The organism is Ruegeria sp. ABV3_008 (genome assembly GCF_056161185.1).
Genome location: NZ_JBSWYP010000002.1, coordinates 187,980 through 214,713, shown reverse-complemented (window position 1 = coordinate 214,713; position 26,734 = coordinate 187,980). Strand labels below are relative to the sequence as shown.

Here is a 26,734-nt window from a genome sequence, read left to right as displayed (position 1 = left end):
AATTGCAGGAACTGACAATGCCGCACCGTCCGCAGAACCGAATCGTTCGGACTGAAACAGGACTAAATACCCTACTTACTTACCTGCGCTGTCGAACATTTGTACGAGACGGTTTTCAGAGCGAGGCCTGCGCCCGGTATTGATCCCTAGGCGACGGTCTAAAAACGCAGGCCCTGTTAAAGTCAGTCGCGGAAGCAGAGCAGGTATGTTCGCAAATGATCGACTGGACAAACCCTCCCAGCAGAGTCTTCGGCATGCTGCGGAAAGGATCCGACATTTCTGAAATGGAGCTTGGACCGGACGGCGAATTTTTCACCGCACGCGACTCCGCGCTGAAGGTTCGCGAGATCCGAATAACCCGGGCCGAGGAACACCGCGTGTTAACCCGGCCTATACTGGATCCTGTCGCGCGCGGCGAAATCACCGTCCGGTCCGCCTCCTCCCTGTGGAGACGAGTTTTCCGATATTGAGAAGCGTTCCGGCCCAGACGGTTTACCTACTATTCTGTCGCATTCAAAATCGTGCGACAGTCTGTACCCCCTACAGTCCGGCCGGGCCGGAAACGCTTCAGTTCACCTGACGTTCCAGAACGGTGCTGTAGGTTGTTCCAGTCCGCAGGCTACGGAAATCCGCGTAAATTCGACCATCCTCGTAGCGCGCGTCGATCAAAGCGTTTACACCAATCGCCGGCTCGGCCGAGCTTTCGACGATCCCGATTTTTCCCGAGCCATCCTGGCTGATGGAACCGGTGGCCTCGTACATCGTCCAGTCATCCATGGCATTGCGACGCCACATACTCGGCCCCCAGAACACATTGTCGTTCTGAGCCTGAATTTCGAGCACCCATTCCGACTGGTTAAATCGTGGAGCATCGCCGGTAGCCGAATTCGACGGCGAAACTGTAGTCTGGCTGGCCGTCCAAATACCGCGCAGATCAGGCGTGGTTTCGGCACCAGCGGCAGTACCAAGGGCTAGGCTCGTGGCCAGAGCGGCTGCTCCGACAGTCATAAATCTGGTCATGGTCTCTTTCTCCCTGAAATCGGTGCCATCTCTGGCTGTGTTCAACAGATTGGGAGGAGTGCGACGGGTTACAACTTTCCTGAAGGAACCTTCATCAAGCGTTCATGCTGTGTTTGATCGTGCAGCCCGCTTTCCGCTCTATACATCCGGCGCCTCACTCGGTAAGGAGTGCCCTTCGACGATCATCCGCGTAATAGACGCTCTGAGGGTGACCGCAGCATCCCAAAGAGCCGAGCCATGAAACAGACACTTCAAGACGCCCTTGATCGCAAAGGGTATGACACGCTGACCCCTGTCCAAACCGCCGTATCCGCGCCCGGCTTGGAAGGCCGAGACATGTTGGTTTCGGCACAGACCGGGTCGGGGAAAACCATTGGCTTCGGCCTTGCCATCGCCCCGACCGTTCTGGGCGACGTGGATGTATTCGATGCGGCTGGCGCGCCTTTGGCGCTGGTTATCGCGCCGACGCGCGAATTGGCGATGCAGGTCAAACGCGAATTGGCATGGCTGTATGCGGATGCAGGCGCGTTCATCGCGTCCTGTGTCGGCGGCATGGATATGCGAGATGAGCGGCGGGCGCTGGCCCGCGGTGCGCATATCGTGGTCGCTACGCCGGGCCGCCTACGCGACCATATCATGCGCGAGTCGATTGACCTGACCGCCGTTCGCGCCGTGGTTCTGGATGAAGCCGACGAAATGCTCGACCTGGGCTTCCGCGAAGATCTTGAGTTCATTCTGGAACAGACCCCGTCTGAGCGTCAGACACTGTTGTTTTCCGCCACGGTTCCCCGCGCCATCGCCTCCCTCGCCGCCCGCTACCAGCGCGATGCCGAGCGGGTCAGCACCGTCAGCGAGCGCACCCAACATGCCGATATCGAATACCGCGCAATGAATGTGGCCCCGCGAGATGGCGAGAATGCAATAATCAACGTGCTGCGCTTCTATGAGGCCCCCAACGCCATCATCTTCTGCAACACCCGCGCCATGGTCAGCCGCCTGACGGCGCGGCTGTCGAATCGTGGATTCTCGGTCGTGGCCCTGTCCGGAGAGCTGACGCAGAGCGAACGTTCGAACGCGTTGCAAGCCATGCGCGACGGACGCGCCCGGGTTTGTGTGGCGACCGATGTAGCCGCGCGCGGGATCGACCTGCCGAACCTTGATCTGGTGATCCATGCAGAACTGCCGAACAGCCATGAAACGCTGTTGCACCGCTCGGGCCGAACCGGGCGCGCCGGACGGAAAGGCGTCAGCGCGCTGATCGTGCCGCCCGCGTCGTTCAAAAAGGCGCAACGCCTGCTGAAATTCGCCAAGCTGACTGCCGATTGGGGGTCTGCGCCCTCGGCCTATGAGGTTCAGGCGCAGGACATGCAGCGGATGTTCAGCTCGGACGACTGGACCCTGGATGTGACCGAGGGCGAAAGTGCTCTGGTCGATGATCTGGTCTCGCGCTTTTCACCGCAGCAACTGGCGGCGGCCTATCTGCGTCAATACGGGCGCAAGCACTCCGCCCCCGAAGAGCTGAGCGAGACGCCGGATGTCGCGCCAAAGCCGAACGTTCCCTTCGGCCCAAGCGTGTGGTTTTCGCTGTCAGAGGGACACAACGAAAACGCCTCGCCCCGCTATCTGCTGCCCATGTTGTGCAAAGCGGGTAAGATCACCAAGGCCGATATCGGCGCGATCCGCGTTGCTGACACCGAAAGCTATATCGAGATTCGCGAAAGCAGTGTCGAAGGTTTCCTGAAGGCCATCGGCCCCGAGATGACGGTCGAAGGCACCAAAACCCTGGTGCAACTGGACGCGCCGCCCGCCCTTTCCAGTGGTGGCCGCAAGGGTCCCAAGCGCGACTTCAAAGACAAGAAGCGCCACGAACGCCCGGCCCGCGCGGCTGAGCCACAGCCCGCAAAACCACGCCGGAAACCGGCCGAGAAACCCAAGCCCGAAACGCGGCCCAAACGGGATGAGACTCCCTCGGGCGATCAGCACAAGAAACCCGCGCGCCGTCCGAAAGGCCCGCCTCCACCCAAAGGCAAGCCAAGCAGCAAGAAAAACCGCGCACGTGCGGCTGCGATGAAGGGTGGCAACGCGATGCCCAAGCGGAAAAAGTAGACCGCCTTAGCGCACGTGGCTGGTTGTGCAAGCGAAGAAATTTGTTTTCTTCGCTACACCATATATTGACAACATGCCACCACCAACCCCAATATGGTGTTGCTTCGGTTCTTTCGATTCCTGTTGAAAGCTAAGAGGGAAACCGGTGAAAAACCGGCGCTGCCCCCGCAACTGTAAGCGGATAGTTCGGCTGAATACGCCACTGAAAGCGAGCTTTTGGGAAGGCCAGTCCGAACATCAATCCGCGAGCCAGGAGACCTGCCGTAAGCAAAGAAAGAAAACCGCGAACGGAGGGTTCGGGGGCGTGTTCAGGGTTCATTTTGCCCGCAGCGTCCTCGGCATTCATTAAAAGGACAGAGGACGACATGAGCATTACCGTATATTCCAAACCCGCATGCGTACAATGCACCGCCACCACCCGCGCGCTGGATGCAAAAGGCATCACCTATGACGTCATCGATCTGACCCAGGACGACAGCGCCATGACCCATGTGACCGAGCTGGGCTATCGTCAGGCCCCTGTCGTTGTGGCGGGCAGTGATCACTGGTCGGGTTTCCGCCCGGACATGATCGCCCAACTGGCCTGATCCATGGCCGCGCCGATCCCGGCGCTGGTCTATTTCTCATCGAAATCCGGAAACACCCACCGCTTTGTCTCGCGGCTGGGCCTGAGTTCTTTCCGCATTCCGAACGGGATGGACCCGCTGCCTGACCCCGGACACCCATACGTGCTGATCAGCCCCACCTATGCCGATGGCGAAGGGCGCGGGGCGGTTCCTAAACAGGTGATCCGGTTTCTGAACGACCCGGACAGACGCACCGGGATCCTTGGAGTGATCGGCACAGGCAACCGCAATTTCGGTGCGACCTACGCTTTGGCCGGTCGCATCATCGCCCAGAAATGCAACGTACCGCTGCTCTACACGTTTGAGCTGGCCGGCACAGAGACCGACATCGCCCGCGTCCGCGCCGGGCTGGAAAAACTAGGGAGAAACCTATGCTCGACAGCAGCGTAAACGAGCAGGACTATCACGCGTTGAACGCGATGCTAAACCTCTACGATGGTGAGGGAAAGATCCGGTTCGATGCCGATCGTATGGCCGCGCGGCAGTATTTCCTGCAGCACGTGAACCAGAATACCGTGTTCTTCCACTCGCTGGACGAAAAGCTTGGGTATCTGGTGTCCGAGGGCTACTACGAAGAGGCCGTTCTGGACCAGTATTCCAAGAACTTCATGCGCAAGATCTGGGACGCGGCCTATGCCAAGAAGTTCCGGTTCCCGACCTTTCTGGGCGCGTTCAAATATTACACCTCTTATACGCTGAAAACCCGTGATGGGCAGCGTTTCCTGGAACGCTATGAGGACCGCGTCGTCATGACCGCGCTAGCGCTGGCGCGCGGCGATGAGGCACTGGCCCTGTCCTTTATGGAGGAAATCCTCGACGGTCGCTTCCAGCCCGCCACCCCCACCTTCCTGAACGCCGGTAAAGCCTCGCGCGGAGAGCTGATCTCGTGCTTCCTGCTGCGGCTTGAGGACAACATGGAGAGCATCGGGCGCGGCATCAACTCGGCCCTGCAACTGTCCAAACGCGGTGGAGGTGTAGCGCTGCTGCTGACCAACATCCGCGAGCACGGCGCGCCGATAAAAGGCATTGAGAACCAGTCCTCCGGCGTGATCCCAGTGATGAAACTGCTAGAGGACAGCTTCTCCTACGCCAACCAGCTGGGTGCGCGGCAAGGCGCGGGTGCGGTGTATCTGAACGCGCACCACCCGGACATCATGCGCTTCCTCGACACCAAGCGCGAAAACGCGGATGAGAAGATCCGGATCAAAACGCTGAGCCTCGGTGTGGTGATCCCTGATATCACTTTCGAGTTGGCGAAAAAGAACGCCGATATGTACCTGTTCTCGCCCCATGACGTGGAAAAGTTCTACGGCGTGCCGTTCTCGGAAATCTCGGTGACCGAGAAATATCACGAGATGGTCGATGACAAGCGCATCCGTAAATCCAAAGTCAACGCGCGTGAATTCTTCCAGACCATCGCCGAGATTCAGTTCGAATCCGGCTATCCCTACGTGATGTTCGAAGACACGGTGAACCGGATGAACCCCATTGCGGGCCGGATCAACATGTCGAACCTGTGCTCCGAGATTTTGCAGGTCAATGAAGCTTCCGAGTTCAACGATGACCTCAGCTATTCCCATCTGGGCACGGATATCTCCTGCAACCTCGGCTCGCTGAATATTGCCAAGACGATGGATGGCGGTGATCTGGGCCGCACTGTCGGCGCTGCGATCCGCGCGCTGACAGCGGTGTCCGAGATGTCGGCGATTGACTCGGTGCCGTCGGTACGTCGGGGCAATGATGAAAGCCACGCAATCGGACTGGGACAGATGAACCTGCACGGGTTTCTGGCACGCGAACATATCCACTATGGCTCGCCAGAGGGGGTCGAGTTCACGTCCGTATACTTCGCGACCGTGGCCTATCACGCGATCCGCACCTCCTGTGATCTGGCACAGGAACGCAAGACATCTTTCAAAGGGTTCGAAGACTCCGAATATGCTTCGGGCATATTCTTCGACAAATACACCACCCGTGACTGGCTGCCTGAAAGCGACAAGGTGAAAGGGCTGTTCGATGGCATGACCCTGCCCACGCGCGGCGATTGGGAAGCGTTGAAGGCAGATGTGATGAAACACGGCCTCTATAACCGCAACCTTCAGGCGGTGCCGCCCACCGGGTCGATCAGCTATATCAACAACTCGACCTCTTCGATCCACCCCATCGTCTCGAAGATCGAAATCCGCAAAGAGGGCAAGATCGGCCGCGTCTACTACCCGGCGGCTTTCATGAGCAATGAAAACCTCGAATACTACCGCGATGCCTATGAGATCGGCCCCGAGGCGCTGATCGACACCTATGCAGCGGCGACCGAGCATGTGGATCAAGGCCTGTCGCTAACCCTGTTCTTCCCGGCCGAGGCCACGACCCGAGATATCAACCGCGCGCAGATCTACGCGTGGAAAAAAGGCATCAAAACCATTTATTACGTACGTCTGCGCCAGGAGGCCCTGGAAGGGACCGAGGTGCAGGGCTGCGTATCCTGCTCGCTGTAAGGGGAAACGATATGAAAGACATGATCCAAACCAAAATCCCCCGCGCCATCAACTGGAACCGGCTGGAGGATGACAAGGACCTTGAGGTCTGGAACCGCCTGACGGTCAATTTCTGGCTTCCCGAAAAGGTGCCGCTGTCCAATGACATCCAAAGCTGGGCCACGCTGACGGATCATGAAAAGCAGCTGACCATCCGCGTCTTTACCGGCCTGACCCTGCTGGACACGATCCAGAACACGGTCGGGGCCCCTGCCCTGATGCCTGATGCCGTAACCCCGCATGAAGAGGCCGTGCTGACCAACATCGCCTTTATGGAGGCGGTTCATGCGCGCAGCTATTCCTCGATCTTCTCGACGCTCTGTTCAACCAAAGAGATCGACGAGGCCTTCCGCTGGTCCGAAGAAAACCCGCATCTGCGGGCCAAGGCCGAGGCGATCCTGAACACATACGCTCCGGGCAACGATCCGCTGAAACGCAAGGTCGCGTCGGTGTTTCTGGAAAGTTTCCTGTTCTATTCCGGCTTCTACCTGCCCATGTACTGGTCTAGCCGCGCCAAGCTGACCAACACCGCCGACCTAATACGCCTGATCATTCGGGATGAAGCCGTTCATGGCTATTACATCGGCTACAAATTCCAGCGCGGCTACGAGAAGCTCTCCGAGGCGGAACAGCAGAAGTTGAAGGACTATGCCTTTGGCTTGATGTTCGAACTTTACGGGATCGAGAACCAGTACACCGAGGAGCTCTATGACGAACTCGGCCTGACCGAGGATGTGAAGGTCTTCCTCCACTACAACGCCAACAAAGCGTTGCAGAACCTCGGGTTCGAGGCCCTGTTCCCACCAGAAGTGTCCGAAGTGAATCCGGCGATTCTGGCCGCCCTCAGCCCGGACAGCGAGAACCACGACTTCTTCTCGGGCTCTGGCTCCTCTTATGTCATCGGCAAGGCCGTAGCGACCGAGGACGAAGATTGGGATTTCTGATGGCAAAGGACACTCTGACCATCGTTCGGGACTGGCACGAAGCCTTCGAAGTGCCGGTCGTGGAAGCACCCGCAATCCCCGAGACGCGCGCACAGATGCGGTTGGCGATCCTCGAAGAGGAAGTCGCGGAGCTGCGCGCAGCGGTGGAGGATGGCAATCTGGTCGAGGTGCTAGATGCCCTGTGTGACATCCAATACGTGCTGGACGGCACCTTTCTGGAATTCGGCCTACACAGTGTCAAACAAGCGGCGATGGAGGAGGTCCATGCCTCGAACATGTCCAAGCTGGGCGCCGATGGGAAACCGGTTCTGCGCGAAGATGGCAAAGTGCTGAAAGGTCCGGCCTTCCGCCGGCCCGACCTCGCCCGCATCCTTGAGGATGGCTAACACCGCCTTGATTGGGACGAAAAGCGATCGGTGAAAATGAACAGGGCGGGGAAATCCCCGCCTTTTTTCACTTCAACTGATTTTCAACCGGATCAGCTGCAGTTCAACGGCACCGCAAAGCCTGAGCTGCGATCGGATGAGCCCTTGCTGTAGACATCTCCTGCAGGCAGGCAACCGGTAAAGCGTTCGGTCTCTCTGCCAAACGCCGCCCCCACAGAGTTATCGACCCGAGTGCTGTTTGAGCGAGTCCGAACAACTCCGAACAGGGTGCCGTTCACATTCACTGTGCTCAGATACAGGTTCTGGCTGCTTCCCGATAGCTCCACCGCGTTTGCAGGCGACTGACCGCCGTTTTCGATCGCCACACCGGCAATCTTATCGATCCCGACCTTGTCGGATAGGACTGAGACAGTCGGCAATTCCGCAAGCTCGGCCGGGACATTGGTCGCTGGCGGTAAGAAGGCGACGGCTCCCGGAACATCGGACACCGTGCGCGGTTCACCATCAATCCCGGTGAACCCGACACCTTGGCGATTGAAGGGGTCTTCACAAGCCGCGAGGGTCAAAACGGCGATTGTCGGTAGCAAGATTTTTTTCATGACGGTCAACATTTTGTGGCGATTTGCTAAACCGTAGCGGTAGCGAGATGCAAAAAGCAAGCCGCGGCAGGTGCGAAGGGGCGTGGCGCTGATGCGTCCCTGCAACGGACCTGTTCCTGTCACACGGCGAAGCCAGCGTTCGCGTCACAAAGAAAAAGGGCTCTGACAATTCAGAGCCCTTTTCAAAATGTCCAATTGGAACGGCAGATTACTTAATCTTGCCTTCCTTGTACTCGACATGTTTCCGAACGACCGGGTCGTATTTACGAATGGTCATTTTCTCGGTCATCGTACGCGCGTTTTTCTTGGTCACGTAGAAGTGGCCCGTGCCCGCGGTCGAGTTCAGGCGGATCTTGATTGTCGTCGGCTTCGCCATGGTTATCTCCTGCGTCCGAAAAGGCAGGGCCTTCCGGTTGAATTCCTATGAGCGTGCGCTTTTACCCCGTCGCGCGCCCGAGTCAACCGGATTCCGCAAGTGAGGCGCACAAAAGCTTAGTTGCTAACTCGCACCGGATTTGGCGCGATCACGCTTTCGTGATATGGTCGCTCAATTCGGAAGACCCAAAAGTCGGCGCCAAGCCCGGCCTTCGAGGCATCCATATCAGGCTCGACCCTAAAACGGCAGATTACGTTTAAGCGTGTTTGGGGGTTAATCATGACAGAATGGAAACTGCAGGCCGAAGAGCTGGCCAATTGTAACTGCAACTTCGGCTGCCCATGCCAGTTCAGTGTTCTACCCACCCATGGCAATTGCGAGGCCGTCGTCGTGTTCGATATTGAATCCGGCCACTATGGCGACACGGATCTTGCCGGTGTGCGGGCAGCGGGCGTGTATCACTGGCCCGGCCCAATCCATGAAGGCAATGGCCAGATGCAGTTGATCATCGACGAAAGCGCCAATGCCGATCAGCGCGCTGCGTTGCAGGCGATCATGTCCGGCGAAGACACCGATGAAATGGCGACCATGTGGTACGTCTTCAGTGCAATGGCGCCCAAGAAACACGAAACTCTGTACGTTCCGATCGAACTGGACTGGAGCCGCGAGGACCGGACCGGCTATGCGAAAGTGACAGGTGTGTTCGATGTTAAAGTCAGACCGATCCCCAATATCGTAACAGGCGATCCACATCGAGCGGCGTTCCATCTGCCCAACGGGTTCGAATATCGCACCGCCGAGGCGGCCTCGGGCTCGGCCCAAACCACGGGTGCGGCGATCAGCCTGGCCTTTGATGCGACCCACGCGCATCTGGCGCATCTCAACATCTCGGGACACGGGGTTCTGGGCGCTTAGGCCGGGTGTCCAATGACTGAATCCCCACCACCGAGCCATTTGGTTGATCGGGTGCTTCGGCATGACCGTAGCGTTGTTCTGGTCTGTGTCGCGCTGATCATTCTTGCGGCGTCATGGTACACGATTGCCGGGGTTGGCATGAACATGACCGCCGTGGACATGACCCGGATGGCCCGCCCGATTGGCAACCCAATGCAGATGGCGACCGAGGTAGATTGGACGGCGCCTTATGCCGTGCTGATCTTCCTAATGTGGTGGGTGATGATGATCGCGATGATGACACCCAGCGCCGCCCCTACTGTTCTGCTGTTCATGGCGTTGAAACGGGTCGGGCCGGACAAGGCCAATACGGCGCGGCTGAGCCTGTTTTTTCTGGCCGGCTATCTGGTGGCCTGGGCCTTGTTCAGCGTGCTGGCAACCGGCGCACAATGGCAGTTGGAAGTTGTTGGACTGTCCGATGGCCCGATGATGACCATCCGCTCTCGGACGGCGGCCGGGTGCGTTATGATCGCAGCGGGGCTGTACCAACTGTCTAGCCTCAAAACCGCCTGTCTACGCCATTGCCGCAGCCCGGCGCGTTTTCTGGCCGACCATAACAGACCCTACGCCTATGGCGCATTCCGCACCGGCGCGCTGCACGGAGCCTATTGTCTGGGCTGCTGCTGGGCCCTGATGCTGCTGCTGTTCGTGGGCGGAGTGATGAACCTCTATTGGATCGTCGGCGTCGCCATTTACGTCGCGTTGGAGAAACTGATGCCGCGCGCCATGTGGCTGGTGCCTGCAACCGGTGCGGCGCTGATCATTCTTGGCGTCTGGCTGGTGGCCGTGCCTTAGCGCACGCCTCGGATCGGATTTCAGGCCAAAGGACCGGCCCAATCAAGGGTCCCTAAACTTCAGTCAGGAGGCATCCATGCCTATTTTTATCACCTATGCATCCTATTCACAGAAAGGCGCGAAGGGGATGGTCGGCAAACCATCCGATCGGACGGACGCCGTCAAAGCGCTGTTGAAAAAGGTCGGTGCCAAGCTTTTGGCCTTCTACATCACGACGGGGGAGAACGACGTGGTTGTCATCAGCGAAGCACCGGACGAGACGGACGCAGTTGCAGTTGGCATGGCGGTCGCCGCCTCTGGCGCGGTATCCAAAATAGAAACCGTAAGAGCTTGGAAAGCGAAGGACTTCGTGGCGGTCCAGAAAAAGGCCGCGAAACTGGTCGGGGCCTATACGCCCCCCGGCAACTGACAATAGGATACGCGCGGAGGGCCTGTAAGCCGGATCTTGTTCCGGGGTTGCCCCCTTCGATGACCATTCCTCTAGGCCGCGCATTGCTGCGCGGCTCAAGCTGCCAACCCGGTCCCTCTCGGCCAAGACGCGCTTAGCGGTGGTATCGGCGGACGCCGACCATCCCGCGCGGGGACCCTATTTGGCATTGCTCCCGGTGGGGCTTGCCGTGCCGCCGCTGTTGCCAGCGGCGCGGTGGGCTCTTACCCCACCGTTTCACCCTTACCTTTGACCGAAGTCGCAGGCGGTCTGATTTCTGTGGCGCTTTCCGTCGGGTTGCCCCGCCCGGGCGTTACCCGGCACCGTTGTCTTGTGGAGTCCGGACTTTCCTCTCGGGTCTTGCGACCCCAGCGGCCATCCGGCCCTCCGCGCAGAGGGGTGGGTATGCTGTGTTCCCGGTCGCGTCAAGGGTGGATGGGGTGGAGGAAGGGGCCAGCCCCTTCTTGGCCTTTGGCCAATTCATCCCCGAGATATTTTTGGCCAGATGAAGAGCGGATCAGGTTGTGCGTGGGGTCGACCTGAGCGCCTTGAAATCGGCAAGTGAGAGCGGACCTGTACCCCAGGGGCGGTATCGTAGGCGGATGGCAGCCAGAAGCGTCTCGTTCGGGACATCGGCAGTGAAACCTGCGGCGCGGGCCAGTGTGCGGAAGTTGTCGCACGTGATGTCTGCCGGGGCGGTTTGGGTTCCGCGTGCGGCGGCCAAACCCTGACGTTCGAGCCGCTGCCAGTCGAACTTTGATCCGGGGTCGCTTTTTCGGCCGGGGGCCATGTCAGAATGGCCAATCACGCCCTCGGGAGGAATCGCCCAGCGCGACATGATCTGAGGCAGGAGGGTTTCCAGTGTTGCCAATTGCAAATTCGAGAAAGGGTGTGCTCCGGTGTTATCCAGTTCGATCCCGATGGAGCGCGAGTTGATGTCGGTCTGACCGTGCCACTCGCCCGCACCGGCGTGCCATGCACGGTCTTCTTCGCGCACCATCTGCCAGAGCATACCGTCGGAACCAATCAGGTAATGCGCCGATACCTCGGCTTGTGGGTCACAGAGGCGCTCCAGCGCAGCCTGAGCGCTATCCATCGCGGTGTAGTGCAGGACAATCAGCGCCGGTGTCAGGCCGTCGCGGCGGGGGCCGAAATTCGGCGAAGCGTGCCAGACCGGCGCAGGCTTAGTTGTTGATGGCACTGCGGAACGGGCTCGGGTCCCAGCTACAGGCATAGCCGTCGCCATCCGGGTCCAGTCCTTTGCGGTCGCGCTGTGGCCCTCCGTTCGATAGGAAAGCGATCTGGGCCTGATCTGGCGAGGGGAATTGCGCGCAGTTGCGCTGTGCTTTGGCCTGCAGGTTGAACCCCGCGCGGCTGTAAAGCTGCGTTCCAACCGGGTTCGATGTACTCAGCGCGTATTGCACGATGTTAGGTTGACCGTCGGTGCCGCGTTCCGGCACGGCCGTGGGTGCGACCACTTCGTAGGTCTGGCGGTTCTGTTCGATTCGAGCGGCATCGGATTCGATGCTGCGGCGTTCGGACACTGCCCCAAAATCCTGTTCGTCCGAGATGCCCGTGTTACTTGGCAAGGGAGTTTGAACGCCTGCGTCGGATGTGCTTGCAAGGGCTGCCGCCGTCTGGTTGGCGATATCGGCGTTCGCGCCAGTGGCAGCAGGCAGCGTCGAGACCGTTCCCGGACTGCCCAAGGTCTGCTCAGAGACATCGACCGGTGCCAGAAGCGGGTTGACGACAGCCCCTTGGCCGGACAGCTGCGCCTCGCGCTGTGCCTGATATTGTGGCGTGTTGAATCCCGGGTTCGAGATGGGCGCGACCGTGTTGCAGGCCGCGAACAGGGCGAAAGCCGGGATCAATGGCAAACAGCGCATCAGGTGACTCCGTTTCTGCTGGCGTCGCGGCTGGAAAGTTACCACCATTGTGCCGGTTTTGCCACAAAGCCTGCCGCGCTTTCCAAAGCATAGGCGGTGTTGAGCAGGTCGCCTTCATCCCAGGGTCGACCGATCAGTTGCAGACCCAGCGGCAGCCCTTGTTTATCAAGGCCTGCAGGCACCGAAATACCCGGCAATCCAGCCAGGTTCACGGTCACGGTGAAGACGTCGTTCAAGTACATTTGAACGGGATCAGCCTCGGTCATCTCGCCCAGACCGAAGGACGCAGACGGGGTCGCCGGGGTCAGAATCGCGTCGACACCCGCAGCAAAGACATCCTCGAAGTCCTTCTTGATCAGGGTACGGACCTTGCGCGCGCGATTGTAGTAGGCATCGTAGAAACCTGCCGACAACACGTAGGTTCCGATCATCACGCGACGCTGGACCTCGTGGCCGAACCCTTCCGCGCGGGTTTTCTCGTACATCTCGGTGATGCCATCGCCCTGCGCCAGTTGCGCGCGCCGGCCATAGCGAACACCGTCGTAACGGGCGAGGTTCGAGGACGCCTCGGCCGGGGCAATCACGTAGTAGGCAGGCAGCGCGTATTTGGTGTGCGGTAGCGAGATATCGACGATCTCGGCCCCTGCAGCCTTCAGCATCTCGGCGCCATCTGCCCAGAGCTTTTCGATCTCGGCAGGCATACCGTCCATGCGGTATTCCTTGGGGATACCGATCTTTTTGCCTTTGATGTCGCCGGTCAGCATCGCCTCGAAATTAGGCACGGCCAGTTCGGCGCTAGTGGAATCCTTGGGATCGTGACCACACATCGTCTCAAGCATGATCGCTGCGTCGCGCACGCTCTTGGTCATCGGGCCCGCTTGGTCCAGCGAGGAGGCGAAGGCCACGATGCCCCAACGCGAACAACGGCCATAAGTTGGCTTGATGCCAGTGATGCCGACAAAGGCGGCGGGCTGTCGGATCGATCCGCCCGTGTCGGTTCCGGTTGCGGCCAGACACAAGTCGGCGGAGACAGCCGAGGCAGACCCACCCGACGAACCACCCGGTGTCAGCGGCGCATCGTCATTGCCGCGACGCCATGGGCTGACTGCGTTGCCGTAGGTTGAGGTTTCGTTGGACGAACCCATCGCGAATTCATCCATGTTCAGCTTGCCCAGCATTACCGCTCCGGCATCTGCCAGTTGCTGCGACACGGTGGATTCATATTCCGGCTTGAAGCCTTCCAAGATCTTCGAGGCCGCCTGCGAGGGCACGCCCTTGGTGCAGAACAGATCCTTGATGCCGATCGGCAGACCGCACATCGAGGGCGCATCGCCCCCCTTGATCCGCTCGTCAGCAGCCTTGGCGCGCGCCAGCGCAAGCTCGGGCGTTTTGTGGACAAAGGCGTTCAGCGCGCCGGCCTCATCGATGGCCGCAAGGCAAGCTTCGGTCAGCTCAACCGAAGTCACATCCCCCTTGCGCAACGCGTCGCGAGCCTCTGCCAGGCCCAGTTTGTTCAGATCGCTCATGTCTTACTCCACCACTTTGGGGACTGCGAAAAAGCCTTCGCGCGCATCGGGGGCGTTGGCCAGAACCTTGTCCTGCTGGTTTCCGTCGGTGACCACATCCTCACGACGTTTCAGGCGCATAGGCTCGACCGAGACCATCGGCTCGACGCCTTCGACATCCACTTCGTTCAGTTGCTCGATGAACCCAAGGATGGTGTTGAACTCGGACGCCAGCGCGGGCAGCGCGTCATCCTCGACCTTGATCCGGGCCAGTTTGGCCACCTTGGCGGCGGTGCTTTGGTCAATCGACATCGGAAAACCTCATATGCGTTAGGGGGCATTTACCCGTCCGGGGTCCGGGTCGCAAGAGCGCGATAGGGTCTGCCCTGGCATCATCTGACATGGCCTCTTTTCCATTTTGCATACCTCCCATGCAAAAAAGTAAACCGTTTAGTTCATTTTTACTCTTGAAAGACTGAACTGAACTGTTCATTTCTATTTCACGGCACAGCCAAAACCCGGAGTAGAGACATGAAACCCTTCCTGATTGCATTTGTAGTGGCCACCACTGTTGTAGCGTCGCAAGCACAGGCTTTTGGCCCAACAATGAATACCCTGACACCTGATCTGACCTTCCCCACTCCTGCCCCCGAGGTTGTCAGCCAGGATCAGGTCAAGACGAACAAGTGATAGACCCCCTGCCCCGGGTCGGGTGATAACTGCCCGGCCCGGACGGCAACAATTGACTGCTGCTCTTTTCGACGCGACCCGCTACGGTAGACCGAGTGATGCGCCGAACCGTAAGGTTGGTTCGGCAAGAACCAACGGAGCAGAAGATGAGCGCGCGCAAGCAAGCCGTTCTGGACGCGATTGATGCGGCCAACAGGCAAGACCCCAACATCGAAGACGGCCAACCGGTCGAGCTGATCTATGGTCAGCGCATGAGCACTGAGATGGACAGGCTGTTCCCTGACGCCTCGGACATGTTGCAGATTGCCGCCCGTGGGCAACACGTTGAACGCTGGAAGCTGGCGCGCAACGAATATCCCGAAGGTCGTGCCGGATATCTGGCCTGGCGCAAGGCGCAGGGTGTCCATCACGCTGAGGTTGTCATGGGCCTGATGCAGCAGGCCGGATACGACGCGGATGACGTCGACGCGACTGGGCGCATGCTACGCAAGCAAGGCATCAAGCGCGATGATGAGGTTCAGGCGCTTGAGGATGTCATCTGCTTTGTATTCCTGAAATGGTATTTTGCGCCTTTCGCCGCAAAACACTCGGCCGAAAAGATTCAGAGCATTGTCGAAAAGACCGCCCGGAAGATGTCAGCCGAGGGTCGCGCGCGGGTTCTGCAGGAGTTCGATCTGCCCGAAAACCTGGCTGCTGCGTTTCAGGACTGAGACGCGCGGGTCAGGTGCCTGCGATAGACCTCGATCATCCAGCCCAGCATGGTTGCGTTCAGGATGTGCCACATGAAATGTGTACCCAGAGGAAGCTGCATGCATAGTGGCTCATCCAAAGCGCGGAAGGTGATCGAGGCGATCAGGATAAACGCGCCAATCGCTAGCCCTCGGGCCGTTTCCGGTGTGCGATTGCGCAGCAGAAACGCATAGATCAGGATCAGCAGCGGCACCGGCGCGTATGCGGCGGACCCTCCCAACCCGGGCACCAGTTGAAACAAAGGCAGGGTCGCGGCGGCATAGGGAATGAAAAGCGCGGTCACCATCGTGGCGGGCAGAGGACGCATCTGCCAGACGTGCCGATTGATCGCAAAGATATAGACCAGAATATACAGAAGGATCGGCGCGACATCGGCCAACGCTGCCCAGACCTGCGCGTGGGTGTGAAACAGATAGCTGCCGATCCCGATCGTGGCGAGGATCACAACCAGCAGCATCGCCAGAGGCATCCCCTGCCCGCGCACCCTGCGCCACATGATGAAAGCCGCGATCAGAAACGCAGCGTTGGTCACCGCGTTGATCGGCTCGGCCCAATAGGCGGGGGTAAGGCGTTCGCAATACCCATCAATTTCCTGAAACCAATCCATGAACTTTTACATAACGGATGCTAGTGTGATGCCAATAGGCATCGCAGGAGGATTTCTCATGAACATCATTTGGTTGGGCCATGGCAGCTTTCGCATTGAAACGGAAGGTCAGGTGCTGCTGGTCGACCCATGGCTGACCGGCAACCCGTCTCTGCCCGAGGATCAGCATGATGCAGCCGTCGAAGGTGCCACGCATATCCTTCTGACCCACACGCATTTCGACCATGTCGTCGACATCCTGCCTTTGGCCAAACACCTGAAGGTGCCGGTGGTCGGTCAGTACGACCTCATGGGTTATTGGGCCGAGGCCGAAGGGATCGAGACCATCGGCTTCAACAAAGGCGGAACTGTCAATCTGAACGGCATCAAGGTCACGATGGTGCCTGCCTCGCACAGCTCGACCTTCTCGACCCCGGACGGGCTGCGCACCGGCGGCAGTGAGGTTGGGTTCATGATCGCAGCCGAGGGGCGTATGCTCTATGTCTCGGGTGATACCGATGTGATGGCGGATATGGATTGGATGGCGGATTACTACAAACCCGATATCGGCATTTTGTCGGCGGGCGGACATTTCACCATGGACATGAAAGCCACCGCCTATGCCGCCAAGCGGTACTTCAACTTTAAAACGGTGATTCCCTGCCACTACAAAACCTTCCCCATTCTTGAGCAATCCGCGCAGACTCTGATCGACAGTCTGCCCGGTGTGGACGTGATCGAACCTGAAGTCATGAAAGCGATCTCTCTCTGATGCCTGCGTCAGATTTCAGCGCGCAGGAATACGCGGACCGTCTGAGCAAGACCCGCGCGGCGATGAACGCGCGCGGGATTGAGACTCTGCTGGTCACCGACCCATCCAACATGGCCTGGCTTACCGGGTATGACGGCTGGAGCTTCTACGTCCCGCAGATGGTGATCCTACCCGCACAAGGCGCGCCTCTGTGGTGGGGGCGCACGCAGGACAAGGCCGGTGCCGCGCAGACCACCTGGCTTGACCGGTCCGACTTGTTGGACTGGCCGGAAGAACACGTCCAACACCCCGATCACCATCCCGTCGACGCTCTGGTTCTCGCGCTGCGTGACCGGGACTGGACCCGAGGGCTGGGCGTCGAGATGGACAATTACTACTACTCCGCCGCCAGCCACCGCATTCTTGAGCGCGCGTTCGGTGAAACGATCGATGCCACGGGTCTGGTGAACTGGCAGCGTGCGGTCAAAAGCGACGCCGAGATCGACATGATGCGCAAGGCGGGCCAGTTGACCGCGCATATGCATGGGGTGCTGCGCGAGGCATTTTGCGAAGGCCTGCCCAAGAACCAACTGGTCGCCCAAGTGCAGGCCGCAGGCATTGCGGGCCTGCCCGGTTTGGCGGGCGACTACTCTGCTATTGTGCCGATTGCTCCTTCAGGGCGTGAGGCCTCGGCGTCGCATATCACCTGGAATGACAGGCCTTTGGCGCGCGGAGAGGCCACCTATTTCGAGATCTCCGGCTGCTACCGGCGCTACCACTGTCCCGCCAGTCGCAGTCTGTTTCTGGGCGATCCACCGGATGACGTCCGCCGGGCCGAAGCAGCGGTTCTGACGGCGATTGAGGCCACTCTGGCAGCCGCCCGACCCGGCACTACATGCGAGGAAATCGCCACTTGCGTCTACGTCAGTTTCGCCCGCGCCGGATATGAAAAAGCCAACCGCACCGGCTATCCCATCGGCCTCAGCTACCCGCCCGACTGGGGAGAACGCACGATGAGTCTACGCCCCGGCGACACCACGGTACTGCAGGAAAACATGACGTTTCACTTGATGCCGGGACTGTGGACTCCGGACTGGGGCCTGGCGATAACCGAAAGCTTTGTGGTGACGCCGGAGGGCGGCCAACCGCTGGCCGATATCCCGCGAGAGATGGTGGTTAAATCCTAATCGCGTTGGCTCGCGAAAAAGCGCCTGAGTAGATCGGCGGCCTCGTCAGCGGCGATGCCGTCATAGACCTCGGGCTTGTGATGGGCCTGCGGGTGCGCAAAAACCCGTGCGCCATGGGCGACCCCACCTGATTTCGGGTCGGACGCGCCGTAGTAGATGCGGCGGATGCGTGCTGCCGCCAAAGCCGCTGCGCACATCGCGCAAGGCTCCAACGTCACATAAAGGTCATGATCGGGCAGCCGTTCCGAGCCCGCCTCGGCACAGGCCGCGCGCAGCGCCAGTATCTCGGCATGAGCGGTTGGGTCGTTCAGCTCTCGCGTGCGATTCCCGGCAGAGGCAACGACCCGTCCGTCGGACGCGACGATCACCGCGCCGACCGGAACCTCCCCCCGTTCGGCGGCCGCGCGGGCCTCGGCCAGTGCCTCGTCCATATGTGATTTGAACACCATGCCCCTGACTGCCTCAGAAACCTGCCTTTCGCAAGCGGGCGGGATGGGGTATGGCCCTGCCATGAGCAACACCCCTCCTCCCGGCGACCGGATCGCCAAAGTCCTGGCCCGTGCTGGCGTTGCCTCGCGGCGCGAGGCGGAACGCATGATCGAAGCAGGCCGCGTCAGTGTGAACGGCAAGGCTATCAAAAGCCCCGCCCTGAACGTGACCGGCAAAGACAGGATCACCGTCGACGGCAAACCGGTGTCGGAACCCGAACCCTCACGCCTGTGGCTGTATCACAAGCCGACCGGTCTGGTGACCACGACCAAGGACGAAAAAGGCCGCGCGACGATCTTTGACGAACTGCCCGAAGGCATGCCTCGGGTGATGTCCGTTGGCCGGCTGGACCTGAATTCCGAAGGGCTGTTGCTGCTGACCAATGATGGCGGCATCAAACGCAAGCTGGAGCTTCCCTCAACCGGTTGGCTGCGCAAATACCGCGTTCGGGTGAACGGACGCCCCAAGGACGAAGACTTCGCCCCCCTGCGCAAAGGTCTTGTGATCAAGGGCGAAAGGTTCCAGCCCATGACCGTCTCGCTGGATCGTCAGCAGGGCGCAAATGCCTGGCTGACCATCGGCCTGCGCGAAGGCAAAAACCGCGAGATCCGCCGCGCAATCGAGGATATCGGCTTTACCGTGAACCGCCTGTTGCGTGTGTCTTACGGGCCGTTCCAACTGGGCGACCTGAAACCGGGTGAGGTTGAAGAGGTCCGCCGCCGCGTGATGCGCGATCAACTTGGTCTGGATGGGGGTGAAAAACCCGAAGGTACGGCGAAACGCGCGACCCGACCGCAGCGCAAACGCCCTCCGATCGGCAAGAAACCCCGCAAGTGATGCGGGTTTAGCAACCTTCCCCCTAGCGCCAAGCCCTCGTATCCCCTAAATTTTCTGTGAGTGCTGCTATTTGGGGGGCTGAATGTCCGGGAGCGGAGTGCAAAAACTGGCCTATGCGGCCCTTCTGGTGCTGCTATTTGGCGTCTGCACTGGCCTGCTTGGGGGTCTGTAGCCATGGCCAAACGGTTCGGTGGCAAATACAGCCCTCAGGGTCAGGACTCGCCAGACAGCCCGCTGCCGCGCGGCCAGTTTGACAATGCTCGGGTTGAACCAGCAGGCGCGCGGGCGAATATCCTGTTCATTCCCGCCATCCCTCTGGTCTTTTTGTCGCTGAACGATGGCGCGATTGGCATGACCATGGGCCTTGTTGCCGCTGGCCTTCTGACCGCTGCCGCGTTTTTGCTGCGCGAGGGGTTGCGGGCCGAGGCCGCCTATAACGCCCGCAAAACCGCGCGTCGCCCGGCCTTCCCTCGCAAGATCTTTGCCAGCGTTCTGACCGGGTTGGGGGCTGCGCTCGCGTCCTACCGTAGCGAGTTTCTGGACGCCGAGACCGCATCACAAGCAAGCCTTGTAGCCCCGATCCTGTTCGGTGCCGCCGCCGCGACCCTGCATTCTGTGTCTTTCGGCCTAGATCCCATGAAAAATAAGGGGATGGAGGGTATCGACACGTTCCAGCAAGACCGTGTCGCCCGCGTTGTCGATGACGCTGAAAAGCATCTGGCCGAGATGACCGATGCTATCAAACGCGCCGGAGATCGCCGGATCGAGGCGCGTGTCGAACGGTTTCAGGATACCGCCCGCGATCTGTTTCGCACGGTCGAAGAAGATCCACGCGATCTGGCGGGCGCACGGAAGTATCTGACCGTCTATCTGCAGGGCGCACGTGATGCGACCGTCAAGTTCGCGGATGTCTACGCCCGCACCCGCGACGGACAGGCCTTGGCAGATTACTCCGCCCTGTTGGATGATCTGGAACAAAATTTCGCCGCGCGTACGCGCAAAATGCTATTGGATGACCGTAGTGATTTGACGGTCGAAATCGACGTGCTGCGTGAAAGACTGCAGCGCGAAGGTGTCCGGCTGGACTGACCGGCCCTTTATATTTGAGCGAGGAACTCCCCTATGTCCGACGAGATCAAGAACAAAGCGGTTGAGGCCGAAACACTGGTACAAGAGGTCACCGCGGTGGCCCTGCCCGAACCGCAGGCCGAGGTCGTCTCGCTTGAAGAGGCCGACGAACCCGTCAGCGCCGAGATCCGCAAGCGGATGGATGAGATCGACATGGGCAACACCAATTCGATCGTCGCCTTCGGCTCTTCCGCGCAGGCCGAATTGCAAGAGATCAGCCAAGCCATGCTGGCGGATGTGCGCAACAAGGATGTTGGCCCCGCAGGTGACAGCCTGCGCAACATCGTCACCACGATCCGGGGGTTCTCGGTCAGTGAGTTGGACGTACGCCGCGAACGCAGCTGGTGGGAAAAACTGCTAGGCCGTGCAGCCCCATTCGCCAAATTCACCGCGCAATACGAAGAGGTTCAGGGGCAGATCGACCGCATCACAGACGATTTGCTGTCTCACGAACATACTTTGCTGAAAGACATCAAATCGCTGGACCTGCTCTATGAAAAGACGCTGGGGTTCTATGACGAGCTGGCGCTCTATATTGCTGCAGGCGAGGAAAAGCTGACCGAGTTGGATAGCCACGACATCCCCGAGAAAGAGGCCGAGGTTCAGGCAGCGCCCGAAGACCAGCAAGTCATGAAAGCGCAGGAGCTGCGCGACATGCGCGCCGCGCGTGACGATCTGGAACGCCGTGTGCATGACCTGAAACTGACCCGGCAGGTGACGATGCAGTCACTGCCCTCGATCAGGTTGGTTCAGGAAAACGACAAGTCTCTGGTGACGAAGATCAACTCAACCTTGGTCAACACCGTGCCACTGTGGGAAACCCAGTTGGCGCAGGCCGTTACCATCCAGCGCAGCGCCGAAGCCGCCGCTGCAGTGCGCGACGCCAACGATCTGACCAACGAGCTGCTGACCTCGAACGCGGCCAATCTGCGCGAGTCGAACAAGATGATCCGCGAAGAGATGGAGCGTGGCGTGTTCGACATCGAAGCCGTCAAACAGGCCAACGCTGATCTGATCGGCACGATCAATGAAAGCCTGGCGATCGCGGACGAAGGCAAAGCCAAACGCGCAGCTGCCGAGCAAGAGCTTCAGAAGATGGAGGCCGAATTGCGCGACACGCTGGCCGCCGCCAAGGCACGGCGTGACGGGACCGGCGACAATGCCGGAACGGCTGTTCCGGGATAAGGTGGGCTGGGCGTGCGGCCTTTGACCTGTCTCAAAACGGGCCTTGGTGCTCTGGGGCTTCTAGCGCTTGCGGGGTGCGAAGAGGCGCTGACCTCTTCGGTCGTTCCGCAGGTGCGGCCTTCGGCTCCGCCGACTGCGGCGAACGCCTATGTGCCACCATCGGCCGCCAGTCAGGACCTCGCGCGGTTCTATCAACGCATCGAGCGGGACCTGCTTACCCGCGGCCTGCTGCGCACCGATGGTGGCGGGCCAGACACCCCTTATGACGCCGACGACCTGAGCCGGAACTTTGTGGCCATCGCCTTCTATAGCGAATATCCTGATCACACTGTCTCGCTCGGGTCGCGGCAAACGGATGGGCAACTCAGCCGCTGGTCGGGGCCCGTTCGTATTCAGACCGAGTTTGGACCCTCGGTCCTGCCTGCGACCCGCACCAGTGACGCGGATCAGGTCCAGTCCTATGCCGCAAGGCTGGCCAAACTGACCGGCCATCCGATCTCGACCGTCAGTCGCAAAGCCAATTTCCACGTGTTTTTCGCCGGCAAGGATGACAGCGCTTATGTTGTTACACGCCTCAAGGAACTGGTACCCAATATCAGTCAGGCCTCACTGGATCTTGTCGCCAACCCGCGCGCGAGTTTCGACTGTTTTGTGTTTGCTTCGGCCACCCGCAACGATCCGAACAAATACGTGCGCGCAGTGACGCTGATCCGGTCGGAACTGCCCGATCTGGTGCGGCGCAGCTGTATTCACGAAGAGATTGCGCAAGGGCTGGGCCTGTCCAATGACAGCCCCGCCGCGCGGCCTTCGATCTTCAACGATGATGACGAGTTTGCTTTGCTGACAAGTCATGATGAGAAACTACTGACAATGCTCTATGACCCGCGTCTTTCGCCCGGAGTGACGGTCGATCAGGCCCGCCCCGTGGTACGGATCATTGCGCGCGAATTGATGGGGCAGCCGCTCTGACCCCAAGGACAGGAGAACCCAAATGGGAATTTTCGATTTTCTGACCGGCGAATTTATCGACGTCATTCACTGGGTCGATGACACCCGAGACACCATGGTCTGGCGGTTCGAACGCGAAGGGCACGAGATCAAGTATGGTGCCAAGCTTACAGTTCGCGAAGGCCAGGCAGCGGTGTTTGTGCATGAAGGGCAGTTGGCGGATGTATTCACACCAGGTCTCTATATGCTTGAGACCAACAACATGCCGATCCTGACGACTTTGCAGCACTGGGATCACGGCTTTCAGTCTCCGTTCAAGTCAGAGATTTATTTCGTCAACACGACGCGGTTCAATGATCTGAAATGGGGTACAAAGAACCCGATCATGCTGCGTGATCCGGAATTCGGACCAACCCGCATTCGGGCCTATGGCACCTATACGGTGCGTGTGAAAGACCCGGCGAAATTCCTGGTTGAGATCGTCGGAACCGATGGTGAATTCACCATGGATGAGATCAGCTTTCAGGTTCGTAACATCATCGTGCAAGAGTTCAGCCGCGTGATCGCTGGATCCGGCATTCCGGTTCTGGACATGGCTGCAAACACCGCCGATCTGGGCAAACTGATCGCGGCCGAGGTTTCGCCCGTGTTGGATGGCTATGGGCTGGAGATGCCTGAGTTCTACATCGAAAACATCTCGCTTCCGCCTGCGGTAGAGGCCGCGTTGGACAAGCGCACCTCGATGGGGCTGGCGGGCGATCTGGGCAAGTTCACCCAGTATTCGGCAGCCGAGGCGATGACCGCTGCGGCCAACAACCCCGGTCAGGGCGGCGGCATGGGCGCGGGTCTTGGCATGGGAATGGGCATGGCGATGGCCAATCAGATGGCGAACATGGCAGCGGGCCAACCGAGCGGCCCGTGGGGATCGCCCGCTCCCGCTGCCCATCAACCATCCGCCCATGCGGCCCCGCCGCCCCCTCCGCCTGTTGAGCATGTTTGGCATATCGCGGTGGATGGGCAGACCAGCGGGCCGTTCTCGAAGGCCAAGATGGGGCGTATGGCGTCGGACGGAGAGCTGACGCGAGACACCCATGTCTGGACCGCTGGTCAGGATGGCTGGAAGAAAGCAGGCGAGGTGCAGGAGTTGGCGCAGCTGTTCACGATCCTGCCTCCACCTCCGCCGGGTGCGTAAGCGGTAGCAGGCGGACGGATGACTGAAGAACACCGCTTTCCCTGCGACCAATGTGGCGCGGACTACCGGTTCAATCCCGGCGATGGCACGTTGACCTGTGACCATTGCGGCCACTCCGAACCCATTGGCTCAGGCCCATGGGGCGGCGCAAGCCTGCGCGAGCTGGATTTTGACGCCGCCATCGCGGACCGTCTGCCCGACAGCGAGATTGAGGAAACGCGGGTTCTGTCCTGTCCGAACTGTGCCGCTCAGGTCGAGTTCGACCCGAATACCCACGCAGCGGAATGTCCGTTCTGTGCCACTCCTGTGGTGACGGATACAGGCGTCAACAGGCATATCAAACCCAAAGGCGTCCTGCCTTTTGCGCTGGATGAACGGTCCGCCCATAAGGCGATGGAGGATTGGCTGGGTCGGCTTTGGTTCGCGCCGAACGGGCTGAAGGACTATGCTCGCAAGGGGCGAAAAATGCAGGGCATATATGTGCCCTACTGGACCTTCGACGCGGACACCAAATCCAGTTATCGCGGCGAACGCGGCACCGTCTACTACGAAACGCGCACCGTCATGCGCGACGGGAAGCGGGTGCAACAACAGGTGGCCAAAGTGCGCTGGAGCCCGAAATCCGGTCGTGTCGCTCGGTTTTTTGATGACGTTCTGGTGTTGGCGTCACGCTCTCTGCCCAAGAAATATACAGACGCGTTGGAGCCCTGGGATCTGCCCGCACTTGAACCCTACCAGCCGCAATACCTGGCGGGGTTCCGGGCCGAGGCTTATTCGGTCGAGTTGCCCGATGGGTACTCCGAGGCGCGTGCGCATATGGCGCGGGTGATCGAACGTGACGTGCGCTTTGACATCGGCGGCGACCGGCAACGTATTCACGCGGTGGACACGGATGTACGCGATGTGACGTTCAAGCATATCCTGCTGCCCATCTGGATGGCTGCCTATAAGTATCGCGGGCAAACCTATCGGTTTGTGGTCAACGGGCGCACTGGCCGGGTGCAGGGGGAACGACCGTGGTCTGCGATCAAGATAACCATTGCGGTGGTCCTCAGCCTGCTGGTGGCGGCGGGCGTGGGGTACGTGATGGCGACGTCGCAGGGGTGAGCCCACCAAAATCACACAGGCAGACGTTTTCCCGAATACTGGCAAGACGCTGGATGACAAGTGGGCCTCCGGCGGCTAAACCGACTGCTGAACGCATGCGATTTTGGGAGAGCGATGCGCGCAATCTTACAACGGATCTCTAGGGCGTCAGTCTCGGTGGATGGAACTGTTGTCGGTCAATCGGGACCGGGACTGATGATTCTCGTATGCGCGATGCAGGGCGACAGCGAAGAGAACGCCTCGAAACTGGCGACCAAAATCTCCAAGCTGCGGATCTTCAAGGATGAGGCCGGTAAAATGAACCGATCTGTTGTGGACATTGGCGGCTCGGCTCTGGTTGTCAGCCAGTTCACCCTTGCTGCGGATACCGCCAGCGGTAACCGGCCCGGATTTTCGCAGGCCGCTGCGCCGGATATCGGAAAACACCTTTATGAAAGTTTTGCCAAGAACCTCGCCGCGTGCGGAATCGCGGTTGAGACAGGGCAATTTGGGGCCGACATGGCCGTTGAGCTGGTCAATGATGGGCCAGTGACAATCTGGATGGAGAATTGATGACCCGCGCTGAACAGGCAATCGCACTCTGGCAAGCCGGAGTCGCGGCGGTAGACGGATACACGGCGACCCGAAAAGCACTATCCGATGTTGCAAAACCGGATCGAATATTGGCCGTGGGCAAACCTGCGGCGGCGATGGCCCGAGCGGCATTGGATCATTTCGGAGACATCCCAACGCTGGTGGTCACCAAGGACGATCATGGGCGCGACCTGCCGGAGGGCGTCGAGGTGATCGAGGCCTCACATCCAGTCCCGGACAGCCGCAGCCTTGCAGGCGGCAGGGCACTGCGCCTCGCGGTCGAGGCAATGCCGCCCGAGGCGCATTTGCTGCTGTTGGTGTCGGGCGGCGCGTCCTCGCTGGCCGAAGACTTGATAGGTGGCAAAACGCTTGAGGATCTGGAGGCGTTGAACAAAAAGCTGCTGTCCGAGGGACTTGATATCGGGGCGATGAATGTGGAACGACGCAAGATTTCGCAGGTCAAAGGCGGAGGATTGCTGTCCCGGCTCAAAGGCCGACAGGTCACGGTTCTAGCGATCTCGGACGTGCCGGGGGATGACCTGAACGTTATCGGCTCGGGCATCGGTGCGCTGCCTGAACAGGTCTCCTACGAGGCCGAAGCGCAGATCATTGCCTCGAACGCCCATGCTCGTGCGGCGGCTGCCGAAGCGGCCGAGGATGCGGGTCTGTCGGTGCTGGCCAATGAAGAGGCCTTGCATGACGATTATCAGGCCGTCGCCACCGCAATCGGTGAGAAGCTAAGGCAGATGGGATCAGGCGTCATGGTTTTCGGCGGCGAACCGACTGTTGTTCTGCCCCCAAACCCCGGACAGGGTGGGCGCAATCAGGCACTGGCACTGGCACTGGCGCACGAGATTTCCGGCCTTGAAGATATCACGGTCGTGGTCGGAGGAACCGACGGAACAGATGGCCCAACCAACGCAGCGGGCGGGGTCGTTTCTGGCGCCACTTGGGCCAAAGGCGCGGATGAAGCGCTGGCCGCCGCCAATAGTGGGGCCTTCCTGGAAAACGCGGGCGCTTTGCTGGTGACCGGGCCGACAGGAACCAATGTCATGGACCTGATTGTCGCAATTCGGGATTAGAATGACGTATTCTCCCGATACCGACCAAAGCAACCAATAGATCATTTTCGGCATAGCGGAGGACGCAAAGA

The 26,734-nt window shown here is 59.8% G+C and carries 30 protein-coding genes, 1 other RNA gene and 1 riboswitch; of the genes, 21 read left to right on the top strand and 10 right to left on the bottom strand.

Features of this window, described 5'->3' with window-relative positions; genetic code table 11:
• Positions 1-567 precede the first annotated feature (567 nt).
• On the bottom strand, positions 568-1,020 hold the full coding sequence (locus ACXAH8_RS05185) for a hypothetical protein (protein ID WP_475216616.1): 453 nt from the start codon (positions 1,018-1,020) through the stop codon (positions 568-570).
• Positions 1,021-1,257: 237 nt separating this feature from the next.
• Here ACXAH8_RS05185 and ACXAH8_RS05180 point away from each other — a divergent pair, with 237 nt between their 5' ends.
• From ACXAH8_RS05180 to ACXAH8_RS05155, 6 genes are all read left to right on the top strand, one after another.
• Positions 1,258-3,126, top strand: a complete 1,869-nt coding sequence (locus ACXAH8_RS05180) for a DEAD/DEAH box helicase (protein ID WP_475216614.1) — start codon at positions 1,258-1,260, stop codon at positions 3,124-3,126.
• Between the two features lie 88 nt (positions 3,127-3,214).
• Positions 3,215-3,406, top strand: a riboswitch (cobalamin riboswitch).
• A gap of 85 nt (positions 3,407-3,491) precedes the next feature.
• On the top strand, positions 3,492-3,713 hold the full coding sequence (gene nrdH / locus ACXAH8_RS05175; protein ID WP_170374861.1) for a glutaredoxin-like protein NrdH: 222 nt from the start codon (positions 3,492-3,494) through the stop codon (positions 3,711-3,713).
• A gap of 15 nt (positions 3,714-3,728) precedes the next feature.
• Positions 3,729-4,142 (top strand): class Ib ribonucleoside-diphosphate reductase assembly flavoprotein NrdI, encoded by a 414-nt coding sequence (nrdI, locus tag ACXAH8_RS05170; protein WP_475217005.1) that lies wholly within the window; start codon positions 3,729-3,731, stop codon positions 4,140-4,142.
• Positions 4,124-6,247 carry a class 1b ribonucleoside-diphosphate reductase subunit alpha gene (gene nrdE / locus ACXAH8_RS05165; RefSeq protein WP_475216612.1) on the top strand — a complete coding sequence of 708 codons (2,124 nt, stop codon included), beginning with the start codon at positions 4,124-4,126 and terminating at the stop codon, positions 6,245-6,247. Before nrdI ends, nrdE begins: the two co-directional genes overlap by 19 nt.
• An 11-nt stretch (positions 6,248-6,258) precedes the next feature.
• A complete protein-coding gene (nrdF, locus tag ACXAH8_RS05160) occupies positions 6,259-7,230 on the top strand; it encodes a class 1b ribonucleoside-diphosphate reductase subunit beta (RefSeq protein WP_475216610.1) in 972 nt (323 codons plus the stop codon).
• Entirely contained in the window at positions 7,230-7,616 is a 387-nt protein-coding gene (locus ACXAH8_RS05155) for a pyrophosphohydrolase domain-containing protein (protein WP_475216608.1), read from the top strand. The genes nrdF and ACXAH8_RS05155 overlap by 1 nt, the downstream gene beginning before the upstream one ends.
• Positions 7,617-7,708: 92 nt before the next feature.
• On the opposite strand, the gene ACXAH8_RS05150 is transcribed toward ACXAH8_RS05155, so the two are convergent.
• Together ACXAH8_RS05150 and rpmG are read right to left on the bottom strand one after the other, a co-directional pair.
• A complete protein-coding gene (locus ACXAH8_RS05150) occupies positions 7,709-8,215 on the bottom strand; it encodes a hypothetical protein (protein WP_170374852.1) in 507 nt (168 codons plus the stop codon).
• A 208-nt stretch (positions 8,216-8,423) separates the two neighbouring features.
• A complete protein-coding gene (gene rpmG / locus ACXAH8_RS05145) occupies positions 8,424-8,591 on the bottom strand; it encodes a 50S ribosomal protein L33 (protein WP_037309480.1) in 168 nt (55 codons plus the stop codon).
• 279 nt (positions 8,592-8,870) lie between these two features.
• Between rpmG and ACXAH8_RS05140 the strand changes: the two genes are divergently transcribed.
• The 3 genes from ACXAH8_RS05140 (at position 8,871) to ACXAH8_RS05130 (ending at position 10,749) form a co-directional block, all read left to right on the top strand.
• Positions 8,871-9,506, top strand: a complete 636-nt coding sequence (locus ACXAH8_RS05140; protein WP_475216605.1) for a DUF1326 domain-containing protein — start codon at positions 8,871-8,873, stop codon at positions 9,504-9,506.
• Positions 9,507-9,518: 12 nt separating this feature from the next.
• On the top strand, positions 9,519-10,340 hold the full coding sequence (locus tag ACXAH8_RS05135; protein WP_475216602.1) for a DUF2182 domain-containing protein: 822 nt from the start codon (positions 9,519-9,521) through the stop codon (positions 10,338-10,340).
• A gap of 76 nt (positions 10,341-10,416) precedes the next feature.
• The gene (locus ACXAH8_RS05130; RefSeq protein WP_475216600.1) at positions 10,417-10,749 is read left to right on the top strand and encodes a GYD domain-containing protein; all 333 of its coding nucleotides are present in this window, start codon (positions 10,417-10,419) and stop codon (positions 10,747-10,749) included.
• A gap of 9 nt (positions 10,750-10,758) precedes the next feature.
• On the opposite strand, the gene rnpB is transcribed toward ACXAH8_RS05130, so the two are convergent.
• The 5 genes from rnpB to gatC all read right to left on the bottom strand — a co-directional run bounded on the left by rnpB (position 10,759) and on the right by gatC (position 14,470).
• Positions 10,759-11,158, bottom strand: an RNA gene (gene rnpB / locus ACXAH8_RS05125) — RNase P RNA component class A.
• Positions 11,159-11,284: 126 nt separating this feature from the next.
• Positions 11,285-12,001, bottom strand: coding sequence for an N-acetylmuramoyl-L-alanine amidase (locus tag ACXAH8_RS05120; protein WP_475216598.1), 717 nt, complete (start codon positions 11,999-12,001; stop codon positions 11,285-11,287).
• Complete coding sequence (locus ACXAH8_RS05115) at positions 11,952-12,653, bottom strand: hypothetical protein (protein ID WP_475216596.1); 702 nt, start codon at positions 12,651-12,653, stop codon at positions 11,952-11,954. Before ACXAH8_RS05115 ends, ACXAH8_RS05120 begins: the two co-directional genes overlap by 50 nt.
• A 38-nt stretch (positions 12,654-12,691) precedes the next feature.
• Positions 12,692-14,179 carry an Asp-tRNA(Asn)/Glu-tRNA(Gln) amidotransferase subunit GatA gene (gene gatA / locus ACXAH8_RS05110; protein ID WP_475216594.1) on the bottom strand — a complete coding sequence of 496 codons (1,488 nt, stop codon included), beginning with the start codon at positions 14,177-14,179 and terminating at the stop codon, positions 12,692-12,694.
• Between the two features lie 3 nt (positions 14,180-14,182).
• Positions 14,183-14,470 carry an Asp-tRNA(Asn)/Glu-tRNA(Gln) amidotransferase subunit GatC gene (gene gatC, locus ACXAH8_RS05105; RefSeq protein WP_170325838.1) on the bottom strand — a complete coding sequence of 96 codons (288 nt, stop codon included), beginning with the start codon at positions 14,468-14,470 and terminating at the stop codon, positions 14,183-14,185.
• Between the two features lie 219 nt (positions 14,471-14,689).
• On the opposite strand from gatC, the gene ACXAH8_RS05100 reads away from it, so the two are divergent.
• Together ACXAH8_RS05100 and ACXAH8_RS05095 are read left to right on the top strand one after the other, a co-directional pair.
• Positions 14,690-14,848: a hypothetical protein gene (locus ACXAH8_RS05100; protein ID WP_170460730.1), complete on the top strand. Its 159-nt coding sequence runs from the start codon at positions 14,690-14,692 to the stop codon at positions 14,846-14,848.
• 146 nt (positions 14,849-14,994) lie between these two features.
• Positions 14,995-15,558 carry a DUF4202 domain-containing protein gene (locus ACXAH8_RS05095; protein WP_475216591.1) on the top strand — a complete coding sequence of 188 codons (564 nt, stop codon included), beginning with the start codon at positions 14,995-14,997 and terminating at the stop codon, positions 15,556-15,558.
• Here the strand turns inward: ACXAH8_RS05095 and ACXAH8_RS05090 are convergent.
• Entirely contained in the window at positions 15,549-16,205 is a 657-nt protein-coding gene (locus tag ACXAH8_RS05090) for a ceramidase domain-containing protein (protein WP_475216589.1), read from the bottom strand. The genes ACXAH8_RS05095 and ACXAH8_RS05090 overlap by 10 nt on opposite strands.
• Before the next feature lie 58 nt (positions 16,206-16,263).
• On the opposite strand from ACXAH8_RS05090, the gene ACXAH8_RS05085 reads away from it, so the two are divergent.
• Both ACXAH8_RS05085 and ACXAH8_RS05080 read left to right on the top strand, forming a co-directional pair.
• Positions 16,264-16,956, top strand: a complete 693-nt coding sequence (locus ACXAH8_RS05085; protein WP_475216587.1) for a metal-dependent hydrolase — start codon at positions 16,264-16,266, stop codon at positions 16,954-16,956.
• Complete coding sequence (locus tag ACXAH8_RS05080; RefSeq protein ID WP_475216585.1) at positions 16,956-18,122, top strand: M24 family metallopeptidase; 1,167 nt, start codon at positions 16,956-16,958, stop codon at positions 18,120-18,122. The genes ACXAH8_RS05085 and ACXAH8_RS05080 overlap by 1 nt, the downstream gene beginning before the upstream one ends.
• On the opposite strand, the gene ACXAH8_RS05075 is transcribed toward ACXAH8_RS05080, so the two are convergent.
• Positions 18,119-18,571: a nucleoside deaminase gene (locus tag ACXAH8_RS05075; protein WP_170468152.1), complete on the bottom strand. Its 453-nt coding sequence runs from the start codon at positions 18,569-18,571 to the stop codon at positions 18,119-18,121. The two genes, ACXAH8_RS05080 and ACXAH8_RS05075, sit on opposite strands and share 4 nt — an antisense overlap.
• Between ACXAH8_RS05075 and ACXAH8_RS05070 the strand changes: the two genes are divergently transcribed.
• The 8 genes from ACXAH8_RS05070 (at position 18,570) to ACXAH8_RS05035 (ending at position 26,663) form a co-directional block, all read left to right on the top strand.
• Positions 18,570-19,448 carry a pseudouridine synthase gene (locus ACXAH8_RS05070; RefSeq protein ID WP_475216583.1) on the top strand — a complete coding sequence of 293 codons (879 nt, stop codon included), beginning with the start codon at positions 18,570-18,572 and terminating at the stop codon, positions 19,446-19,448. The two genes, ACXAH8_RS05075 and ACXAH8_RS05070, sit on opposite strands and share 2 nt — an antisense overlap.
• Before the next feature lie 174 nt (positions 19,449-19,622).
• A complete protein-coding gene (locus ACXAH8_RS05065; protein ID WP_475216581.1) occupies positions 19,623-20,537 on the top strand; it encodes a 5-bromo-4-chloroindolyl phosphate hydrolysis family protein in 915 nt (304 codons plus the stop codon).
• 33 nt (positions 20,538-20,570) lie between these two features.
• Complete coding sequence (locus tag ACXAH8_RS05060) at positions 20,571-21,761, top strand: toxic anion resistance protein (protein ID WP_170374831.1); 1,191 nt, start codon at positions 20,571-20,573, stop codon at positions 21,759-21,761.
• Positions 21,762-21,773: 12 nt separating this feature from the next.
• On the top strand, positions 21,774-22,730 hold the full coding sequence (locus ACXAH8_RS05055; RefSeq protein WP_475216579.1) for a DUF2927 domain-containing protein: 957 nt from the start codon (positions 21,774-21,776) through the stop codon (positions 22,728-22,730).
• A 22-nt stretch (positions 22,731-22,752) separates the two neighbouring features.
• Positions 22,753-23,901, top strand: coding sequence for an SPFH domain-containing protein (locus tag ACXAH8_RS05050; protein WP_475216576.1), 1,149 nt, complete (start codon positions 22,753-22,755; stop codon positions 23,899-23,901).
• Between the two features lie 18 nt (positions 23,902-23,919).
• On the top strand, positions 23,920-25,008 hold the full coding sequence (locus tag ACXAH8_RS05045) for a TFIIB-type zinc finger domain-containing protein (protein WP_475216574.1): 1,089 nt from the start codon (positions 23,920-23,922) through the stop codon (positions 25,006-25,008).
• 114 nt (positions 25,009-25,122) lie between these two features.
• Positions 25,123-25,560, top strand: coding sequence for a D-aminoacyl-tRNA deacylase (dtd, locus tag ACXAH8_RS05040; RefSeq protein ID WP_475216572.1), 438 nt, complete (start codon positions 25,123-25,125; stop codon positions 25,558-25,560).
• Positions 25,560-26,663 carry a DUF4147 domain-containing protein gene (locus ACXAH8_RS05035; RefSeq protein WP_475216570.1) on the top strand — a complete coding sequence of 368 codons (1,104 nt, stop codon included), beginning with the start codon at positions 25,560-25,562 and terminating at the stop codon, positions 26,661-26,663. Before dtd ends, ACXAH8_RS05035 begins: the two co-directional genes overlap by 1 nt.
• Positions 26,664-26,734: the final 71 nt, after the last annotated feature.

Excerpts from the sequence above, each read along its gene's own strand:
- ACXAH8_RS05185 (WP_475216616.1), bottom strand. The coding sequence starts at position 1,020 with ATGACCAGATTTATGACTGTCGGAGCAGCCGCTCTGGCCACGAGCCTA.
- ACXAH8_RS05180 (WP_475216614.1), top strand. The coding sequence starts at position 1,258 with ATGAAACAGACACTTCAAGACGCCCTTGATCGCAAAGGGTATGACACG.
- nrdH (WP_170374861.1), top strand. The coding sequence starts at position 3,492 with ATGAGCATTACCGTATATTCCAAACCCGCATGCGTACAATGCACCGCC.
- nrdE (WP_475216612.1), top strand. The coding sequence starts at position 4,124 with ATGCTCGACAGCAGCGTAAACGAGCAGGACTATCACGCGTTGAACGCG.
- nrdF (WP_475216610.1), top strand. The coding sequence starts at position 6,259 with ATGAAAGACATGATCCAAACCAAAATCCCCCGCGCCATCAACTGGAAC.
- ACXAH8_RS05155 (WP_475216608.1), top strand. The coding sequence starts at position 7,230 with ATGGCAAAGGACACTCTGACCATCGTTCGGGACTGGCACGAAGCCTTC.
- ACXAH8_RS05150 (WP_170374852.1), bottom strand. The coding sequence starts at position 8,215 with ATGAAAAAAATCTTGCTACCGACAATCGCCGTTTTGACCCTCGCGGCT.
- rpmG (WP_037309480.1), bottom strand. The coding sequence starts at position 8,591 with ATGGCGAAGCCGACGACAATCAAGATCCGCCTGAACTCGACCGCGGGC.
- ACXAH8_RS05140 (WP_475216605.1), top strand. The coding sequence starts at position 8,871 with ATGACAGAATGGAAACTGCAGGCCGAAGAGCTGGCCAATTGTAACTGC.
- ACXAH8_RS05135 (WP_475216602.1), top strand. The coding sequence starts at position 9,519 with ATGACTGAATCCCCACCACCGAGCCATTTGGTTGATCGGGTGCTTCGG.
- ACXAH8_RS05130 (WP_475216600.1), top strand. The coding sequence starts at position 10,417 with ATGCCTATTTTTATCACCTATGCATCCTATTCACAGAAAGGCGCGAAG.
- ACXAH8_RS05120 (WP_475216598.1), bottom strand. The coding sequence starts at position 12,001 with ATGCCTGTAGCTGGGACCCGAGCCCGTTCCGCAGTGCCATCAACAACT.
- ACXAH8_RS05115 (WP_475216596.1), bottom strand. The coding sequence starts at position 12,653 with ATGCGCTGTTTGCCATTGATCCCGGCTTTCGCCCTGTTCGCGGCCTGC.
- gatA (WP_475216594.1), bottom strand. The coding sequence starts at position 14,179 with ATGAGCGATCTGAACAAACTGGGCCTGGCAGAGGCTCGCGACGCGTTG.
- gatC (WP_170325838.1), bottom strand. The coding sequence starts at position 14,470 with ATGTCGATTGACCAAAGCACCGCCGCCAAGGTGGCCAAACTGGCCCGG.
- ACXAH8_RS05100 (WP_170460730.1), top strand. The coding sequence starts at position 14,690 with ATGAAACCCTTCCTGATTGCATTTGTAGTGGCCACCACTGTTGTAGCG.
- ACXAH8_RS05095 (WP_475216591.1), top strand. The coding sequence starts at position 14,995 with ATGAGCGCGCGCAAGCAAGCCGTTCTGGACGCGATTGATGCGGCCAAC.
- ACXAH8_RS05090 (WP_475216589.1), bottom strand. The coding sequence starts at position 16,205 with ATGGATTGGTTTCAGGAAATTGATGGGTATTGCGAACGCCTTACCCCC.
- ACXAH8_RS05085 (WP_475216587.1), top strand. The coding sequence starts at position 16,264 with ATGAACATCATTTGGTTGGGCCATGGCAGCTTTCGCATTGAAACGGAA.
- ACXAH8_RS05080 (WP_475216585.1), top strand. The coding sequence starts at position 16,956 with ATGCCTGCGTCAGATTTCAGCGCGCAGGAATACGCGGACCGTCTGAGC.
- ACXAH8_RS05070 (WP_475216583.1), top strand. The coding sequence starts at position 18,570 with ATGCCCCTGACTGCCTCAGAAACCTGCCTTTCGCAAGCGGGCGGGATG.
- ACXAH8_RS05075 (WP_170468152.1), bottom strand. The coding sequence starts at position 18,571 with ATGGTGTTCAAATCACATATGGACGAGGCACTGGCCGAGGCCCGCGCG.
- ACXAH8_RS05065 (WP_475216581.1), top strand. The coding sequence starts at position 19,623 with ATGGCCAAACGGTTCGGTGGCAAATACAGCCCTCAGGGTCAGGACTCG.
- ACXAH8_RS05060 (WP_170374831.1), top strand. The coding sequence starts at position 20,571 with ATGTCCGACGAGATCAAGAACAAAGCGGTTGAGGCCGAAACACTGGTA.
- ACXAH8_RS05050 (WP_475216576.1), top strand. The coding sequence starts at position 22,753 with ATGGGAATTTTCGATTTTCTGACCGGCGAATTTATCGACGTCATTCAC.
- ACXAH8_RS05045 (WP_475216574.1), top strand. The coding sequence starts at position 23,920 with ATGACTGAAGAACACCGCTTTCCCTGCGACCAATGTGGCGCGGACTAC.
- dtd (WP_475216572.1), top strand. The coding sequence starts at position 25,123 with ATGCGCGCAATCTTACAACGGATCTCTAGGGCGTCAGTCTCGGTGGAT.
- ACXAH8_RS05035 (WP_475216570.1), top strand. The coding sequence starts at position 25,560 with ATGACCCGCGCTGAACAGGCAATCGCACTCTGGCAAGCCGGAGTCGCG.